We start from the raw sequence: 17,617 nt of genomic DNA on the forward strand, positions 1-17,617 counted from the left end.
CGAAAAAAACAAAAACCGCGCCGCGTGCTCCGGGAGCAAACGAGGCGCGGCCGTTTGCGGCCGCCTAAGGCAACGAGGGCGCGCTTGGCAACGTAACGATAAACGTCGTGCCGCAGCCGGGCTCGCTCTCGACCTGAATCTCGCCCTGATGCAGCGACACGATTTGTTTGACGATGGCGAGCCCAAGACCGCTTCCGCCGTATTTGCGGCTGTGCGAGCGGTCGGCCTTGAAGAAACGTTCAAACACCCGTTTGCGGTCTTCCGGCGATATGCCGATGCCGCGATCCGCGATTCGAACGACTACGGTGGTGATGCCTGGTTCGATGCTGACGGCAATCGCACCGCCGTCGGGCGAAAACTTGATGCTGTTGCCGATCAAATTGGTCCATATTTGGTTCCATTGATCTTGATCGGCGGTAACGATCGCGTTTGGCAGCTCGAGTTCGAAGCGGATGCCCCGCGGCGACCAAGTCGGCTGCAGGGCGACGATAACCCGACGAATTTGCTCGTCGAGCCTGAACGTGACCGGTCGTAGCGGCTCGTGCTGCGCTTCGAGCATGGCCAGCTTGAGCAAGCTGTCGCTCATGCTCGACACGCGATCCGATTCCGCGATAATAATATCGAGGTAACGGTTCCGTTCGGCGTCGGGGAGATCGACTTGCTTCAGCGCTTTGGCGTATCCGGAGATCGACGTGAGCGGAGAGCGCACTTCATGAGAGACGTTGGAAACGAAGTCCCGGCGCATCTGCTCAAGCTGCCGCAGCTCGTGCGTCATGTCCTCGAAGCTGCGGGCCAATTTGCCGAGCTCGTCCTTCTGTTTGATATTCAGCTTGACGTTGAAGTCGCCGGCGGCGAGCCGCCTCGTCGCTTTCGTCAGCTTCTTGAGCGGCCTGACGAGGAAAACGGCGGCAATCAGAATAAAGATGCTCCCCGCCGCAAGAGAATAAGCGAGTATCGTCAAGATCCATTGCACAAGAAGCGAAACGGATGGATAAATCGGCTGCACGAACAACGCTTGCGTCCCGCCGTTCGTATGCAGCGGCACCCCGACGACGAACGGGTCCGTGTTCTTCGGATTATCGCGAGATACTTCGCCGCCGAGCACCCTGTCGATCATCTCCGGCGTTACGACGGCAGGATCGTAAGTGCCGGGCTGACCGAATGTCCGCCGCAACCCCTCCCTGTCGTAAATGCGAACATAATAAGATTCGAGCTGTTTCATCTCGCCGAGCAGCTTGTCCGCTTCGTCGCCAGGCAGCGATTCGTAGATGCGGGCGGTATCGAGACCAAAGGATATCGCCCCGCTCGTCAACACAACGTTCACCTTCTCCTGGAATACCGCCGTCGCCACGAAAAAGGCGACAATAATGCCGGCAATGACAGACAGCAGGAACGTCAATACGACACGCACATAAAGCGAACGGATCATACGTCCGCCTCAAGCCGATAGCCGAGACCGCGCACCGTTTCGATGCGGAAGTCGGCCACATCCGCGAACCGTTCGCGCAGCCGTTTGATATGGACGTCGACCGTGCGGTCGTCGCCGGCGTAATCAAGCCCCCATATTTGATCGATCAGCTGCTCGCGCGTGTAAATTTGGCCGGGGGTGCCGGCAAGCTTGTACAGCAGCTCGAACTCCTTCAGCGGCAAGGTGAGCGATTCCGCGCCTTTGGTCACTTTGTACGTCATCTTGTCGAGCGTTACCGCGCCGAGCCGGATCGACTGCGACGCTCCGATGCGGTACCGTTTCAGAAGCGCCCTGACGCGAACGGTCAATTCGAGCGGGTCGAACGGTTTGGTCAAATAATCGTCCGTTCCGAGCTGAAACCCTTTCACTTTCTCCCACGTTTCGCTCCTGGCGGTCAACATCAGCAGAGGCAAGTCGGGGTTGCCGCGCCGCAGCTCCTTGCACAGCGTCCAGCCGTCCATGACCGGCATCATAATGTCGAGCACAACGAGATCGACCGCCGTGGCGGCGAATACGTCCAGCGCTTCCTTGCCGTCCGCCGCTTCGACGGTCGCGAATCCGTCGTTGCGCAGAAACAGGCAGACGAGCTCGCGGATATTCGCGTCGTCGTCCGCTACGAGAATTGTCGGCACGCGTCATTCCTACTTTCCATTGCCGGATACGTTGCATTTCTTGGAAACTGTCACCATTATACTACAAGCGGCACAAAAAGGAGACCAAGCGCAAAACGCCTGGTCTCAAGTGATCTCACTGCATGTCGTTCGTCAGCACGAAAACCGGACGTTCGCTGACATTAACGGACACTTTGCCGCCGGCGATCGTCATCGCGCTTGAGACGCCGTCCGTATCGCCGTCCGCCATGGTCACGAGCGACGCGGTTGTCGGCGAACCGGTCAGCGACAGCTGGTAGCCGCTCACCGTTGTCTGGTTGCTCGTCGGCGCCCATACGACGTAAGCGCCGTTACTGCCGGTTGCGCTTTTGAACTTGTAAATTTTTACGTTGGCGTTGCCGGAGCCTTGTTCGCCGACATAACGCATGCCTGCCAGCGTGTTCTTCAGCGTATACACGTAGTAGTACGAGGTGCGCGGCACTTCGCCGGTCGCCTTCGACGACACGAGACCCGAGCTGTCGAACTGGGTGGCGCTGTTCACGTCGACATCGCGGAACATGTACATCTGCGCCTTGTCGACGCCGGCTGCGGCCGCCGCAAGATAGGAGCGCACGATCCATTGCGCTTGCACCTCGTTCACGCTGAACGTGCCGATCGACGGCGCGTGAATCGGCGAGCTCTGGTTCACGTCGTAGCCGAATTCGCTCAGCCAAAATTCCTTGCCCGGCAAATACCGGTTGCGGTAGTCGGCGAATGCTTCCAGCTGCGTCTTCATGCCGGCCGCTTCCGGACTGATGCCGGCGTTGCTCGGGCCGAAGTTGTACGAATGAATGTTGATCGCGTCGGCCGGGAAGCTGCCGCTGCGGTAATAATCCGACCAAACCTTCATCGCCCGGATATAGTCGACGTTCGGGTAAGCGAGCCCCATCATCGCCATTTTGCCGTTCGGGTCGGCGTTTTTGATTCCGAACGTGTTGCCCATCCGGCCTTGGTCGCCGTCATAATCGGCGCTGGCCATCGCCGCGTACTCGTATGGCGTGAAGTACGTCGTGCGATTGCTCCATTTGGCGTCGCCTTCGTTCCAGTCCTCGTAGTATTGGATGTAGCCGAGCCCGGTGCTGCGGGCCTGGTCCGGCGCCAGCTTGAGCTTGTTGTCGGCGACGGCCGTCGAGCCGTACCGCGCGGCGTACTGGAACATATGGTCGGCGTGAGCCGCGTACGAAGCGGGCAGCTTCGGATCGGCGCCGGACGGCACCGGCTTGTCGGCGAAGTTCGCCGTCAGCCAGTTGACGCCGCCGATCAGCGTCGGCACGACCGAAACGCCGGCTGCGCTCATCGTGTGGTAGTACGCGTCGAAATCGAAGCCGCCGGACGCGCCGTACGACGGGCTGAACTTGTTCCGGTTGTTCGGATACGGATACGCATAAGGCACCGCCCAGTCGCCTTCGTCCCAGCCCCAGTTGTGGTACTCGCGCACATTGCCGGCCACTTGCTGCTTCGTCGTCGAGTCGTCGTTGAAGCCGTTGATGCCGATCAGCTTATCCATCGTCGGCAGCGTATGCGGCGACGGCGACGGCACCGTATCGATATTCGTGCCAAGCGCGCGGCCGTACACGACAAGCTCGTTCGTCTGCACCCCGCCGTCGGAAATTTCCACCTTGAGGTAGTGCGTCGACGGTACGCTGACGGGATGGTTGATCCATCCCGGCGTATTGGTCATCGGGTCGGACACTTGCTGCGTCCATTGGAACGGAGAACCGGTGTACACCTTGACGTAGGAGCCATTCGGCCCGTAAGGCGGATCGTACAGGAAAATGTTGTCGATCTCGTAATCCTGCCCAAGGTTGATGATGGCCGAGTTGACCATCGAGTTGGCGAAGCCGCCGCCCGGGTAGTAGTTCGTTGTCGGCGTGCCGCCCGAGCCGTGCAGCGGATCGCCGGACAACGTTTGCTCGTCGACGAGCTTCTCGGGATTGCCGGTGGCGGTTTCATTCAGCACCATCGACGGATCGAGCGGAATTTTGATAATCGAGCTGGCCGCCGCAGTCGCCTTCGACACCACGTTAGACAGCCCCGATTCGTTCGGCACTTCATCCTTCGTTTTCATCGCAAAATAGTACGTCGTGCTCGCCGACAGCCCGCTCACTGTCATTGACTGGCCGGTGCCCGCCGCCGCAGGCGCCGGTTCGCCGCTCGCCTGCGTGGCACTGCCCCAGTTGCCGCTCGTAATCGTCGACGTGCTGTAGCGAATGTCGTACGACGAGGCTGTGCCGGTGCTGCCGTCGTCGCCAGGCGCCGTCCAGTTCAGCGTCACCGAGCTTGACGTCGACGATGGCGCCGACAAGTTCGCAATCGCCGCCGGCGCCGTTGTATCCCCGCCGGTGACGGGCGTGCCGTACAGCACGATTTCCGAAATTTGCGCGTGATAATCGGCCAGCGTCACCCGGATATAGCGCGTTTGCACGCTTGCCGTGTGCGCGTTCCACACCATCCAGTTGTTCGTGTTGTAGGTGAACAGCGAGGTCCAGCTTCCCGGACTGCCCGCGGAAACGGTCAAATTGCCGATGTCGTACGTATCCCACATGTAAATGCCGGTAATGTTGTAAGATTGCCCGAGGTCGATATACGCGCTGGCCGGGTAGTCAGCCATGTTCCACAGCGCGACCCAACTGGTGGTCGGCGACCCGCCGGAGCCGTTCGCCGGATCGCCGGCGGCCGACTGTTCGTCGACGAGCAGCGTCGCGTCGCCTTTACCCGACTCGTTCGTTACCATGGCGGGCGTCAGCGTTATTTTCGGATCGGAGGCGTACACGCGGGCGTTTCCTCCTGGCCAAACAAGGGCGGGCAGCATGGCGAGCAGCGCGATCAGCAGCAGGACAAGCGGTTTTTTCACAAACATCCCTCCGTTCTTCGATTGTTCATTCCTTGCTTGCAAAACTTCGACTCCGACGACGACTAGTTTCGAAGCAGGCGTAAAGCATCGACCACCCCCTTTCGGGCAACCGCCCGGTTATTCCTTGACGCTGCCAAGCACGATGCCGGCCATAAAATACCGCTGCAAAAACGGATACACGCCCAGCACCGGCAGCGCCCCGAGAAAAATTTGCGCCGCCCGCAGCGCGCGATCGTTCAACTCGGACAAAAACCTTGCCTGCGTCGGATCGTTGATCTGCGACATGTCTAGCCTGCGGTAATTCGCCAGCCGGTAAGCCAGCGTATAAGAAACCGAATTCTTTCCACACATCCGTAGCAACCAGAATGTAAGGGAACCAGTTGCGGGCCGAGAAAAAACACTTTCGGCAAGCCGAGCCCGTGCAGAAACGCATTGACTACGCCGGTTGTCGGCGACAGCACGTCGATAAGGATGCCGGCCAAGATGACCCACGACAGAAAATGCGGCAAATAAATGACCGTTTGCAACGAACGGCGAAACAACTGCCGGCGCACTTCGTTCAGCAGCAGCGCGGCGGCGATCGGCGCGGCCAGGCCGGCGACGATTTTCATCGCGGAGATGAACAGCGTGTTGCGGATGACGACGAATGTGTCGGGCAGCCCGCAGATATAGCGAAAATGCGCCAAACCCACCCAGTCGGAGCCGAACAGCCCTTTGGACGGATTGAAGTTCTAGAAGGCGATGGCCGCCCCCGCCATCGGCCCGTAGCAGAACACAAGCGCCAGCGCCACGCTCGGCAGCATCATCAGATGAAGCGGCAGCTCCCGTTTCCTTCGTTTGCCCATGCCGTCTACTGCATTTGCCCGCTGGCGTTCACTTCCGCAAGAATGTCGTTGCCGCCCTGCTCCTGCCACTTCTTCGCGAAATCGTCGAACGCATCCAGTTTTTGCACGCCCATAATAATTTCCGTGAACGTCTTCGCTTCCATGTCGCGCAGCGACGGACCGCGGGAAATCATTGTCGGCGTCGGCGAGCCGGTATACGCCGATGGCAGGATGCGATTCGCCTTTTTGTACTGGCCGAGAATATCGAATGCGCCGCCTTCGCCCCACATGCGGTCGAACTGCCAGCTGCCAAGATCGCCGGACCTGTATTTCATCACGTCGTCATATGCCTTCCTGTCGGTCGAATTCAGCTTCGACGGGCCGTTGTTCTTGATGGCGTCCTGCACCGCATAGAATGTGTTCTGGTTCGTGTCCGGGAAACCGCCGCCGACCGGCGAATACATGAACACGTTGTAGACGAGCCCTTCGCCGGCGTTAACGACGTGGTAGCTTTCGTCGCGGTTGTCGCCGTACACTTTTTCCATGAAATAGTTCATCATCTTGAACACGGCTTCCGGGTGCTTCGCCTTTCTGCTCACGACCAGAAAAGAGCCCGGAAACCCTTGCGTGCTTTGCGCCAGCACCGGCTTGCCGTCGGCGGAGACGAGCGGGTACATGCCCCAGTCGACATCCTTGTTGTCTTTCTTCATGCTATTGATCGGCCACGACGGCACCCAGAACGCGCCGAACGTCATGCCGACCTTGCCCGACGTCACGAGCTCCGCCGATTTGATGCCGTCGATGACGCTGAATTCGGGGTAAATCGCGCCCTCGCGGAACAGCTCCTGCAGCTTGCCGAGCGCCGTTTTCACTTCCGGCTGCGTATCGGCCCATATCGCCTTGCCGTCCGCTCCTTTCAGGAACATCAGGTTCGTGCCCGAACCTTTCGTCGGGTTGAACGGATACGCGTGGTAGCCGTTGAAGAAGCCGTCGAGGCCGGACCAGCCGTTCCACAAGTTCAGGTCGACGCTCAAGCCGTACGTGTCGTTTTTGCCGTTGCGGTCGGGGTCGTTTTTGGCAAAAGCGAGTGCGGTCCTGTACACGTCGTCCATCGATTTCGGCGGCAACAAACCGACGCTGCGCAGCCAGTCGTTGCGGATGTAGATCATCTGCGCGTCGTCCTGCCCGCCGCCGCCGACCGGAATGCTCATGATTTTGCCGTTTACCGTGGCGGCCTTCAGCGCGATGCCGTTGCCGGCGTTCATCGACTTTTTGGTCAGCTCGGAGGCGTACTTGTTGTAAATGTCGGTCAAGTCGGCCACTTGCCCCGCCTGCACGAGCACCTGGAACTGCTGGGCGTCGACGGTCATGAAGTCCGGCAAGACGCCCGACACCATCGTCACCGTAATTTTGTTCGGGTACTGCTGGTCGCTCACCTTCCACTTGTTCGTCAGCCTGATGCCAAGCTTGCTTGCAAAATCGCGGGACCACACATTGCTGTCGTACGAGTCGCCGTCCTTGAACTTGACGCCGGCGTTGACCGAACGCACCGTCGACACTTCGATCGGCGGATCGTAACGGCCAAACGGTTCGTCCGCCGCTGCCGGAGCAGCCGACGTTCCCGGCTGTACGATCTCTTCCGTCCCGGCTTCCGCACCGCCCTTGCTGCAGGCGCCGACCGCCGCGAGCGCCAGCGCCAACGCAGCCGTCGCCGCGAGCGACCCCAGCTTGCCGTTCATCCGTTTCCCTCCCCGTTCCCGTCGGTGGCCGCCTTACGCCCCCATTATGCCGGAACCGCCCCTTTTCCAAAAGATGAATCTGATGTCCTTTCTTGACATTTCATAACCGATCGGCGGCGTCGCGGTACTCCTGCGGCGTGCGCCCCGTTATCCTTTTGAAGAAACGGGTAAAATACGGCGCCGACTCGTACCCGATGCGCAAACCGATCTCGTGGATTTTGAGCGGCGTGTCGGCCAGCAGCTCCTTCGCCCTGACGATGCGGGCGTCGATGATGTAGTCGGTCAGGCTGACGCCGGTGCGCTGTTTGTATAGCCGGGACAAATAAAACGGCGCCAAATACACCGCGTCGGCGAGTTGGGCGAGCGAGAGGTCGCCGCCGAGGTTGGAGGCGATGTATTCCTGCACGAGCCGCACGATGCGCCCGCTCTCGCGCTCGTTCTCGTCGCTGTGCCGCCGGAACAGCAGCCCGGCCAGCTCGCGGTAGAAGGCGCAAACTTCGTCCCACGTCGCGTGCTCGCGAATCGACAGCAGCTTGCCGAGCTGGATTTGTTCGGCGATGTCGGCGAGCAATTGCTTGCGGTTCAAGTACGAAATAAACAGCGACGCCAGCCCGTAATAAATTTCGAGCCCCAGCCCCGTCTGCAAGCCCGAATGGCCGGGCACGGCGGCGACGATTTCATCGTACAGCCGCTCGAACGCCGCTTGTTCCTTCTGTTCGAGCAGCTGCCCGAGCTGCGGCAGTTTCCTTAGCCGCGCCCGTGCGCCAAACGATTCTTCTTCAAACAGCCGCCGGTCCGAAAGCAGCATTTCGCTTTCGATGCCCAGCCCGCGCACGAACATGAGCGACAGCCGTTCGTAGCGGGAAGGCAGTTCCTCCCACGGGCAAGGCGCGCTGCCGACGACGAACGAAATCGCCAGTTTCAAATAGCGGCGGCACGATTGCTGCACCGCCTCGGCCGTGCCGACGGCGTACCGGTGCAGTTCCTCGGCGTTTGCGGCATCGTTGCCGTCCTTTGGCTGCAGCAGCCAGACGAGCCGGTTCGGCGCCAGCTGCACGTGCACGATCCGCTGCGTGGCAGCGAAATATTCCTCGAAGATGTTGCCGATCGAGTACACATACAGCGGCCGATCGGCGATACCGGTTTCGTCGCGCCAGCGGTCGACGCGTCCGACGATCGGCAGCACCGGGCGATGCGGATCGAGCGGAATGCCGAGCTCGGCGAAACGTCCCTGCCGCGCCGCCGCCGTCGACGGTTCACCGCCGAGCAGCTCGGACAAATATTCCTTGCGCAGCGTTGGCAGCGCGGCGGTCATCCGGCTGCGCGCGCCGGCGATCAGCCGCTCGAGCGACACCTCCTGCGAGATGGCCTGCACCGCTTTGTTCACCGCAGCGACGATGGCCGGATCGCCTTCGGTTTTGAGCACGTAGTCGAGCGCGCCGCTGCGCAGCGACGACTGGATGTAGTCGAAGTCGTCGTAGCCGGTGAGAAAGATCGAGCGGCATCGCGGCCACAGCCGCACGACTTCTCGCTGCAGCCCGATGCCGTCCATCTCCGGCATCTGAATATCGGTCAGCAGGATATCGATGCGCGACCGCCGGGCGATGTCGAGCGCCGCCTTGGCGTCGTAAGCGCGGTGCAGCTCCAGCGGCCAATCGCCGATCTGCTGGAACATGTCGTACAAGCCTTCGACGATAATCGGTTCGTCGTCCACGATCAGCATCCGATACATGGGTCAAGTCGCCTCCCTTGATTTCATCGCAGCGAAGGCCGCCGCCGGCATCGGTTCGGCAGCCGTCATTTCGAGCGCCAGCTCGACGCAGAGCCCGCCCATCGCGCCGCGCGACAAACGAATGCCGCTGCGCGCGCCGAACGTCAGCCGGATGCGCCGATGCACGTTGAGCAAGCCGGTTTGCTCCACATCCGGGTCGTGCTGTGCGAGTTCGTCCTGCAGGCGCCGCAGCGTTTCGTCGGTCAAGAGCGTGCCGTTGTCCTCCACCTCGATCCGCACCGTGTCTGCCCGCTGTTCGATGCGCAGCGCAATTTTGCCGTCCGTCCGTTTGTTTTCCAGCCCGTATTTGTAAGCGTTCTCCAGGATGGGCTGCAGGATGAGCCGTGGCACGCGTTGTTTGGCGCACGATTCCGGCAGCGGGTCGATTGCGACCTGGATCCGGTTCGAGAAGCGGATATTTTGAATTTCCGCGTACGTGCGCACATGGCGCAGCTCGGCTTCGAGAGGCACGTCGGCGGACGCGCTGCGGGTGATGTAGCGGAAGTAGTCGCCAAGGAACTGGCTGAAGCGGGCGATGCTTTCGTTGTCGTTGATGCGGGCGAGCCGGTACATGATGAAGTAGGTGTTGTACAAAAAATGCGGGTTGATCTGCGACTGCAGCTGCTTCAGCTCGGAGCGTTGGGCGCGGATTTTTTGCTCGTACACTTGCGTGATGAGCACCTTGAGCTTCTCGACCATCGTATTGTACTGACGGAACAAATAGTGGAATTCGTCCTGCGCGGAAGGAAGCGGCGCCGGATCGAGGTTGCCGTCCTCGACGCGCCGGAACGAACGGATCAGCTTGCGCAGCGGCTTGTGGATGAGCCGGTACAGCCAGTACGAGTAAACCACGATAATGATGCTGGAGATCAGCGACAGTCCCCAGTAGAAAGTGCGGTAAAACTCGATTTGGCCGAACACCTCGCGATAAGGCACGTACACGCTTAAATAGAAGCCTAGCATGTCCGAATAGCGGTACGTGACGAGGTACGTTTCGCCGCCCTCCTTGACCGTCTCCATGCCGGCCAGCTTGCCCGCTTCGTATTGCCGGCTCAAATAATCGCGCAGCGCCGTATGCTCCGGCGTGCCGTCCGCTTGCGAGAGCGACCAGCTCCGCTGCGGGTTGTAGAGCAGAGCGCCCGACCGGTCATAGTCGGTAATGCCGCTCAGCAAACCGCGGAACCTGTCGGGATCAAGCTCGATCGACAGCACGAATTCGGGCTGGCGGTTAAAGCTCGGCTCGGGGAACCCGAGGCCGATGAACAGCCGGTCGCGCCAATCGACGATCGTCATGCCGGCGGCCGATACCTGACCGGCAAACGCCGGGCGCAGCGCTTCGTAATCGCCGGCGACATGGTCGGTGATCGAATACTCCGTCGACAGCGTGCGGTCGAGCGAAAGGATGTGGGCGCTGACGCTTTTGATAAACAGGCTGGAGCTCTTGACGATGTCGAGGTTGCTTTCGATCCGCCGCACCGCCTCCGCCCGTTCGCCGAGCGACATGACTTCATTGAGCAGCGCGTAATGCTGCAAATCTTTGTCCAGCGTGTTCATCTGCAGCAGCTTCACCATGTGCTCCTTCTCGGCGTCGAGCGCGTTGACGTAGAAGTCGACCTTGGACTGCATCGAACGGGCGAGCTCGTCGCGCACGATCGTTTCTCCCCGCTTGTTGACCAGCAGGCCGAGCCCGTACAGCGGGGCGATCACCAGCATAAACGCCACAATCAGCTTCGGAAACAACGTCAGTTTGCCCACATCGGCGCCTCCTCCCACAAGACGCAAAAAACGCGTCCAAGGATCAGTTGAACGCGCATGCCGTCTTGTTTCATTGTGTCACACCGGCAAGCCCGGGAACATTGCCATTCGATAACCTTTTTTGACCTTTGATAACCGTTTGGTGCCGAACCGTTCAGCCCTATTATAAGGGACGCCTTTATATTGGAAAATAAACATTTTATTTCCTCTTGCGAGAGAGTCTCCCTGTTCGAAACATGCCTCCCTCCAAAATAGCCCATGAAAAATGGCTTATTCATCCGTTTTCACCCGGTCCGACAATAATAACCAGTGAATATACTGGCTATTCTGCTACAATCGCCTCGAAATGGAACATTTCAAGCAAATAACCAGTGATACCATGCGGCGCGATTGGCGTCACCGGCCGGCGCGAGCCCAACGGTTGGCGGGGGGAGCGCTTCCTCGAAGCTTGCATACGTGGTGCCCCAGCAATCGTTCAATCGCTCGATCGCCCCATGCCGCTCCTCCAGCCAGACGCGGAACCGCTGCAGCGACTGCTCGCAATAACACAAGTAGGCGAGCTCGTAGCCGAGAATGACATACAGCAGCTGGGGGTGGTTCGTCCAATCGGCGGCATGTTCCCGATTGTAGGCGTCAATGGCCGTCAGAATGCGCTCGTTCTCCAGACATATCACGACATTTTCCTTGCGGCCGCCCATCGCCCACTGATCTTTGATCAGATGGCCGCACCAGCCCTTCCAGCCGACCCGCTCCGTATCAGGAAACGAATGGAACGCTTCATAAACCGGAGAACGTTCGATATCGTAGCGGGAGCCGCCGCCCGCCGCGTATATTTCCATCTTGTGCTGCTCCGGGGAGAAGAAAGACAGCAGCGCGCCTTCATTGTGATAGCTCATCGAACAGATCAATATCGGCGCTCCGGCCGTATCGACGAACGACTTGCCTTCGATACGAAGCATCTTCAGATCCGGCAGCGGCCTGACATTCGACAGCGGCAGATTCGAATCGTCTTCATCATCCTCGTGCGCACGGGAGGAAAGCAACCGCTTCAGTGGCAGCCGATGCTTCTGCAGCTCGGCGAGCGCGCCGCTGAGGTTGCGTCGCCTTGCTCCCGCCGAAAAGTGCCATGCGAGCAGCGGCCTGCTCTTGAGCGCGATGTCCGCCGCCACAATTCCCGCGCGCGCGTACAACGTCGGCTTGCCGTTGATTTCCGCCGCCTCGACAAGACGCTGCAGCCGTTCGCGCTCGGCCCAAACTTCCGATTCAAGCTTGCGCAGGTCCTCCGGCAGCTCCGCCCGCTCCGGTTCATACGTATAGCAGCTGATATCCTGATGCTTCAGGCACAGGATCGAATCTCCCGGAACCGCCCTTGCGCAAGCGTCCGGAGTATCCGGCGATTCCGACAGCCGCAACGCCGCGATTTCCAGCGGCTCCGACCCGCCGGGGAGCGGGAAGTGCAGAGTGACCTTCACAATGTGCGCAAGGTCAAGCAAACGATCGCCGCGCTGGGTCTGCATCGGATCGATCCGAATCACCACATGAGTCTTCCCCTCGCCCAGCAGCAGCGCGCGCTTGCGATCGACCCAGTCGCCGTACGCCAATTCGGCCCCGTCCGCTTCCGTCCGGTCCCATATTTCAATCCCTCCGATCACGGGCTCCGGATGCGGATTCGTTATCGTGAATTGGAGCGACCGATACCCTCTCCAGTCTCGCGGCAGCCGGACAGTCGACACCGTGCCGCGAGCTTGCGCGGTCCATTGCCCGGCAGCGCCGGCATGAGGCTGCCGCTTCGCCAGTTCGCCCGACCAGACGGGCTCCGCCGCGTCGAAGCGGTCGATGAATTTCCAGCCCGACATGTGAGTTCTCCCCTCCTACCCTTTGATCGAGCCGAGCAGCACGCCAGGAATCACCATCGCCCAGACGGTGTCGAGCAGCCCCAAGGCTTGGACGACCATGTAGGAAGGAATCATGCCGCCATTGAACAAAATGGTGAACACGAAGCCCAGCATGATCGGCTTGCGCATGACCATATGCCGCTGCGACAGCGCGAAGGCGGCCATAGAAGTCAGCAGCAAGGAAAGGACGGAGCCCAAGGCGGTGTATATCGCCGTATTTTTATAGCCCGACCAAATCCGATCGTCATGCACCACCTGCTCGTACCATCTCAGCGTGAATCCTTTCGGCCAGAAGCTGACCGCATTTTGCAAAACGTAAGTATCGCTGCTCAGCGACACGTTGAGCACGTATACGAACGGATATAATGTCACGAACATAAGCCCCAGCATAAACAACGCGTTCACGGCTGTGAACAGATCCAACCGGCGCCTCTTCACCGTCGGCAAAGCTTGAATGACCGCTTCCACCTTCTCTTCCGTGTACGGTCGGGAGCATAATCTCCGGGCCGCGCGGCGAACCCGCCGATTTATTATCCGGCTGCACTGTGTTATCATGGTTGAACGTTGGCCGGCTTCCGCTTCATAGCCGCAGAAGCGCGGCGATTTAAGAAACGGTTAAGAAACCGATTATATCCGGGAAACATTTGTACGCTACACTCCAATCGAAACGTATGTCGTTTTCGTGAAAGGGTAGTTTCGATGTCCATTCGCCACCGCATGCTGTTCTCCTTTACATTGATGACACTGCTCACGCTGCTGTCCGTCGCCATCCTAGGCCTGGTCATGGCTGTCGCCATCACCGGCGATTTTGACCGGGTCCGCGAGCTGTATACCCGGCAATACTCGATGAAGCCGCTGCTCCCCGAGGAGGAAACGGCGTTCGCCGAAGCCAAATTCGTGGCCAAAAAAACGCCGGAGCAGCTGCTGCTGCCGGACGCCCTCGCATCGATCGACGCCCCGCTGCCGGAGGTGCAAGCCGGCCTGCTGCTGCGCAAAGCAGAAACGATTGTTTACGCCACACCCGCGCTACGCCTCCAGTTGCACGGCGATCAGCTGCCCCCGTACGAGATGGCGAACATCAACGTACGCGACACCTGGTCGGTGAACGGGCGGTTTTTTACGTACGTCAAATTCGATTTCTCCTTCACCGATCAGACGCCCGGGAGCCTTTACGTCGTTCGCGAAACGAGTCCGTCAAGCGAATTTATGGCCAAATGGTTTCCGCTGCTGGCCGGTTTGCTGCTGCTCCTGCTGCTCGTTGGCAATGCCCTGCTCTATTGGTGGGTGACACGCGGCATCGTCATTCCGCTTCGCCGGCTGAAAGAGGCGTCCGAGCAAATTCGCGAAGGAAATTTGGCGTTCGAGGTCGGCGTCCGCTCCGCCGATGAAATCGGCGCCCTGTCGGCATCGTTCGAAGAAATGAGGCGCCGGCTCCATGCTTCCGTCGAGCTGCAGCACCAGTACGAAGCGAATCGCAAGGAACTGATGACGAATATTTCCCATGATCTGAAGACGCCGATGACGATGATCAAAGGATATGTCGAAGGCATTCGCGACGGCGTGGCGCGAACGCCCGAGCAGTTGGACGCCTATCTGGCGGTTATTTCCGCCAAAACGGTCGTGATGGACCGACTGATCGACGATTTGTTTCTGTTCTCCAAGCTGGATCTCGGCAAGGTGCCGTTTGCGTTCGAGCAGGTAGAGCTTCGCGGTTATATGGCCGATCTTGTCGAAGAGATGGCGTTCGATCTGACGGAGCGCGGCGTCGCGCTGCGGCTGCACGGCGCCGAAGGCGTTCCGCTGCGGGTGCGGATCGATCGCGATAAGCTGCGGCGTGTCATCGTCAACATTGTCGAGAATAGCGCCAAGTACATGGACGTGGAGCAGCCGGACAAACGGGTGGAAATCGCGCTGGTTGACAAGCCGGACGAAGGCGGCGTTTCGATCGAGGTGGCGGACAACGGGCCGGGCATAACGGCAGAGGCGCTGCCGAACATTTTCGAGCGGTTTTATCGGGCGGAGCAGTCGCGCGGCGCGTCCACCGGCGGCAGCGGGCTGGGGCTGGCGATCGCCAAACAGATCGTCCGCGAGCACGGCGGACGGATCGAGGCGTCCAGCACGGTTGGCCGCGGCACCACGCTGACGATTACATTGCCGAAGGAGGAAGCCGAATGAACATTTTGCTTATCGAGGACGAGCCGCTGATAGCCAAGCTGCAGAAGGACTACCTCGAAATCAGCGGATTCGCCGTCGACATCGCGGCGGACGGCGACACGGGCATCCGCCAGGCGCTTCAGGGCGACTACAACCTGATTATTCTCGACATCATGCTGCCGGTCTTGGACGGCTTCGAAGCGTGCCGGCGCATCCGCGCGCAGAAGGACATTCCGATCTTGTTCGTTTCGGCGCGCAAGGAGGATGCGGATAAAATATTGGCGCTTGGTCTCGGCGGCGACGACTATATGACGAAACCGTTCAGTCCCGGCGAGCTGGTAGCGCGGGTTAAAGCGCATTTGTCCCGCTACGAACGGCTGCGGGGCAGCCGCGACCAGGATGCGCAGGATATTCGCATCGGCGGACTGCGCGTCGACCTTCCCGCCCGGCGCGTATTCGTCAACGAAAAAGAGGTGAATTTAAAAACGAAGGAATTCGACCTGCTCGCTTTTATGGCGGCACATCCGAACCAGGTGTTCAGCAAGGAGCACTTGTTCGAACGCATCTGGGGACTCGACTCCGCCGGCGATCTGTCGACGGTTACCGTACACATCCGCAAAATCCGCGAAAAAATCGAAGCCGACCCTTCCGATCCCAAATACATCGAAACCTTGTGGGGCGCCGGCTACCGGCTTACAGTCTGACGGGCGGAAAAAATAAATCGTTCGCAAACTTTTAAGAAACCGATAAGATTCTGCACAGCCGCAGTTTAGACTTGGCCGTTACGATGAGAACAAGCAACACATCCCAATCCCTTACCGACAAGGAGTGGTTCTCATGTACGGCAACAACAAACGCAAGAAAACGGAACAGTCTCATTCTGGTGCAATCGGCGCGGTTCGCACTGCCGGCGTTCGGCGGCCTTCCGGCAAAATCGGCGCGTTCCCGATGCTGACGCTGGCCGCTGTCATCGGCTTGTCCGCCGCAATCCCCGCTGCCGGCCTTCGTCCGACTTCGGCGCAAGCGGCCGCCGCGGCTGCCGATGCAACCGCCTTCGCCGATTTGTCGCTTGCCGGCCCCTACCGCAGCGCAATGGAAGAACTGCTGAAGCAGCACGTGCTGGAAGGCGACGGCACGGCGGAGCTGAAACCGACCCGCTCGGCGACACGCGCCGAGTTGGCCAAAATCGTAACGCTTTCCTTCGGCCTGAAAGCTGCCGCTGCCGGGAATGCCGGCGCAAGCTTCGAAGACGTTGCCGGCGACGTTTGGTACGCGCCTTATGTCAACGTTGTTGCGCAAGCCGGCTTGCTGCAAGGCGAAGGCGGCCTGTTCCACCCGCAAGCTTCCGTGAGCGTGGAAGAACTGGTGCGCGTCATGGCTGCCGCATCGCGGACGGACGCCGCCGCGTTGCAGGCGGCGATCGCCGGCTACGAGCCCCGGCAAGCGGCAACGCGCGCGGAAACGTCGCAGGCAGCCGTTCGCGCTCAGCAGCTGCAAGCGGAGGCGGCGGTGCGCGTCGTCAGCGTCAAGGCGCTGAACAAGCTGACGCTGCAGGTCGACTTTTCCGGGCCGATCGCGGACCTCGAAGCCAATCTCGAGCTGGCGGCGCGGGAGCTGACGTTCGACAACGGTTTGCGCATCGTCAATGTGCCCCGATTGATGTCCGGCTTCGACAGCCGCTACATCATCCCGGTCACGCCGCAGCAGGAAGGCGTCAGCTATACGTTCAGCTTCAAGGGCAAGGCGGCGGGAACGTTCGCCGCAAGCGGCGCTACGATCGCCTTGAACGAAGCGCGCCAAGTAACGGACGATACGTTCGAGGTCGAAGCGCTGCAGGAAGACGGCGTGGTCGACTACGGCTACATTATTAAAGCTTACGCCGGAGGCCGCAGCCCCCTCGCTTTTGCGCTGGACGAGAATAACCGGCATGAAGACAAGGCGTTCCAAATCATCTCCTCCATGCGCGAACGCGTCGTTACGATTACGCCGGAAGGCGGCGAACCTGTTGTGGCGTCCTATGTACCGTTCACGCAATCGACGGACGGTCGGCAAACGCCGAAGTTCCGCCTGCCGAACGGCCAGAAGCTGGTACCGGGCACCGTTTACACGGTGACGGCCGATTGGGCGACGCTGCGAGACGCTTCCTTCACCGCCGGCGCAACGCAGCCGCTGCGCATCGCTTCGGCAGCGCCGATCGACGCCGCTTCGTTCTCGGCATCCTTGTCCGCCGATCCGTTGGATGAGCTGTTTGCCGGACGCAGCGTCGTGTTGACCGCCGATGACGGCTCGACCGTTACCGCCGCCTATCGGTTCCAGTCGCGCAAAGGCGTTGTCGGCATCTTCGACCTGCCGGCCGGGCAGACGCTGCAATCCGGAGCCGTTTACCAGGTCGCGCCGGTTGGCGATTGGGCAGTAGCCGAACAGGTAACGCTCGCAACGAAATAACAGGAGGCGATCGTTGATGGCAACAACACAATGGTTGCGGCACGGTGTTGCCGGGGTGCGTC

Annotated in this window: 13 protein-coding genes; 3 read left to right on the forward strand and 10 right to left on the reverse strand. The window is 60.2% G+C overall.

Translation table 11 applies throughout. The annotated features are described in order from the left end of the window. Positions 1 to 64: 64 nt before the first annotated feature. From EXY20_RS24220 to EXY20_RS24260, 10 genes are all read right to left on the reverse strand, one after another. Positions 65 to 1,429, reverse strand: coding sequence for a sensor histidine kinase (locus EXY20_RS24220; protein WP_135554697.1), 1,365 nt, complete (start codon positions 1,427 to 1,429; stop codon positions 65 to 67). Next, positions 1,426 to 2,100: a response regulator transcription factor gene (locus EXY20_RS24225; RefSeq protein WP_135554698.1), complete on the reverse strand. Its 675-nt coding sequence runs from the start codon at positions 2,098 to 2,100 to the stop codon at positions 1,426 to 1,428. The genes EXY20_RS24220 and EXY20_RS24225 overlap by 4 nt, the downstream gene beginning before the upstream one ends. Positions 2,101 to 2,215: 115 nt before the next feature. Next, a complete protein-coding gene (locus tag EXY20_RS24230; protein WP_167859480.1) occupies positions 2,216 to 4,972 on the reverse strand; it encodes a fibronectin type III domain-containing protein in 2,757 nt (918 codons plus the stop codon). A 117-nt stretch (positions 4,973 to 5,089) separates the two neighbouring features. Further along, a complete protein-coding gene (locus EXY20_RS39155) occupies positions 5,090 to 5,257 on the reverse strand; it encodes a hypothetical protein (protein ID WP_167859481.1) in 168 nt (55 codons plus the stop codon). A gap of 2 nt (positions 5,258 to 5,259) precedes the next feature. Then, the gene (locus tag EXY20_RS24235; RefSeq protein ID WP_135554700.1) at positions 5,260 to 5,658 is read right to left on the reverse strand and encodes a hypothetical protein; all 399 of its coding nucleotides are present in this window, start codon (positions 5,656 to 5,658) and stop codon (positions 5,260 to 5,262) included. Between the two features lie 164 nt (positions 5,659 to 5,822). Next, positions 5,823 to 7,535, reverse strand: a complete 1,713-nt coding sequence (locus EXY20_RS24240; protein WP_135554701.1) for a type 2 periplasmic-binding domain-containing protein — start codon at positions 7,533 to 7,535, stop codon at positions 5,823 to 5,825. 100 nt (positions 7,536 to 7,635) lie between these two features. Continuing rightward, the gene (locus tag EXY20_RS24245; protein WP_135554702.1) at positions 7,636 to 9,267 is read right to left on the reverse strand and encodes a response regulator; all 1,632 of its coding nucleotides are present in this window, start codon (positions 9,265 to 9,267) and stop codon (positions 7,636 to 7,638) included. 3 nt (positions 9,268 to 9,270) lie between these two features. Further along, positions 9,271 to 11,061 carry a sensor histidine kinase gene (locus tag EXY20_RS24250; protein ID WP_135554703.1) on the reverse strand — a complete coding sequence of 597 codons (1,791 nt, stop codon included), beginning with the start codon at positions 11,059 to 11,061 and terminating at the stop codon, positions 9,271 to 9,273. A 356-nt stretch (positions 11,062 to 11,417) separates the two neighbouring features. Next, positions 11,418 to 12,917 carry a beta-galactosidase gene (locus EXY20_RS39555; RefSeq protein ID WP_207671331.1) on the reverse strand — a complete coding sequence of 500 codons (1,500 nt, stop codon included), beginning with the start codon at positions 12,915 to 12,917 and terminating at the stop codon, positions 11,418 to 11,420. Between the two features lie 15 nt (positions 12,918 to 12,932). Then, positions 12,933 to 13,379, reverse strand: a complete 447-nt coding sequence (locus EXY20_RS24260; RefSeq protein ID WP_135554704.1) for an ABC transporter permease family protein — start codon at positions 13,377 to 13,379, stop codon at positions 12,933 to 12,935. Positions 13,380 to 13,655: 276 nt separating this feature from the next. Here EXY20_RS24260 and EXY20_RS24265 point away from each other — a divergent pair, with 276 nt between their 5' ends. From EXY20_RS24265 to EXY20_RS24275, 3 genes are all read left to right on the forward strand, one after another. Next, positions 13,656 to 15,131, forward strand: a complete 1,476-nt coding sequence (locus tag EXY20_RS24265; protein ID WP_135554705.1) for a sensor histidine kinase — start codon at positions 13,656 to 13,658, stop codon at positions 15,129 to 15,131. After that, positions 15,128 to 15,814: a response regulator transcription factor gene (locus EXY20_RS24270; protein ID WP_135554706.1), complete on the forward strand. Its 687-nt coding sequence runs from the start codon at positions 15,128 to 15,130 to the stop codon at positions 15,812 to 15,814. Before EXY20_RS24265 ends, EXY20_RS24270 begins: the two co-directional genes overlap by 4 nt. Positions 15,815 to 15,947: 133 nt before the next feature. Beyond that, the gene (locus EXY20_RS24275) at positions 15,948 to 17,555 is read left to right on the forward strand and encodes an S-layer homology domain-containing protein (protein ID WP_135554707.1); all 1,608 of its coding nucleotides are present in this window, start codon (positions 15,948 to 15,950) and stop codon (positions 17,553 to 17,555) included. The last annotated feature ends 62 nt before the right edge of the window (positions 17,556 to 17,617 follow it).

Origin of the sequence: Paenibacillus cymbidii (assembly GCF_004764705.1) — a bacterium.
In the GTDB taxonomy this organism is placed as follows: Bacteria; Bacillota; Bacilli; order Paenibacillales; family NBRC-103111; genus Paenibacillus_AN; species Paenibacillus_AN cymbidii.

What these genes read in the sequence shown, in the direction of transcription:
- EXY20_RS24270 (WP_135554706.1), top strand. Translation starts at nt 15,128, where the DNA reads ATGAACATTTTGCTTATCGAGGACGAGCCGCTGATAGCCAAGCTGCAG.
- EXY20_RS39555 (WP_207671331.1), bottom strand. Translation starts at nt 12,917, where the DNA reads ATGTCGGGCTGGAAATTCATCGACCGCTTCGACGCGGCGGAGCCCGTC.
- EXY20_RS39155 (WP_167859481.1), bottom strand. Translation starts at nt 5,257, where the DNA reads ATGTCGCAGATCAACGATCCGACGCAGGCAAGGTTTTTGTCCGAGTTG.
- EXY20_RS24265 (WP_135554705.1), top strand. Translation starts at nt 13,656, where the DNA reads ATGTCCATTCGCCACCGCATGCTGTTCTCCTTTACATTGATGACACTG.
- EXY20_RS24275 (WP_135554707.1), top strand. Translation starts at nt 15,948, where the DNA reads ATGTACGGCAACAACAAACGCAAGAAAACGGAACAGTCTCATTCTGGT.
- EXY20_RS24245 (WP_135554702.1), bottom strand. Translation starts at nt 9,267, where the DNA reads ATGTATCGGATGCTGATCGTGGACGACGAACCGATTATCGTCGAAGGC.
- EXY20_RS24240 (WP_135554701.1), bottom strand. Translation starts at nt 7,535, where the DNA reads ATGAACGGCAAGCTGGGGTCGCTCGCGGCGACGGCTGCGTTGGCGCTG.
- EXY20_RS24220 (WP_135554697.1), bottom strand. Translation starts at nt 1,429, where the DNA reads ATGATCCGTTCGCTTTATGTGCGTGTCGTATTGACGTTCCTGCTGTCT.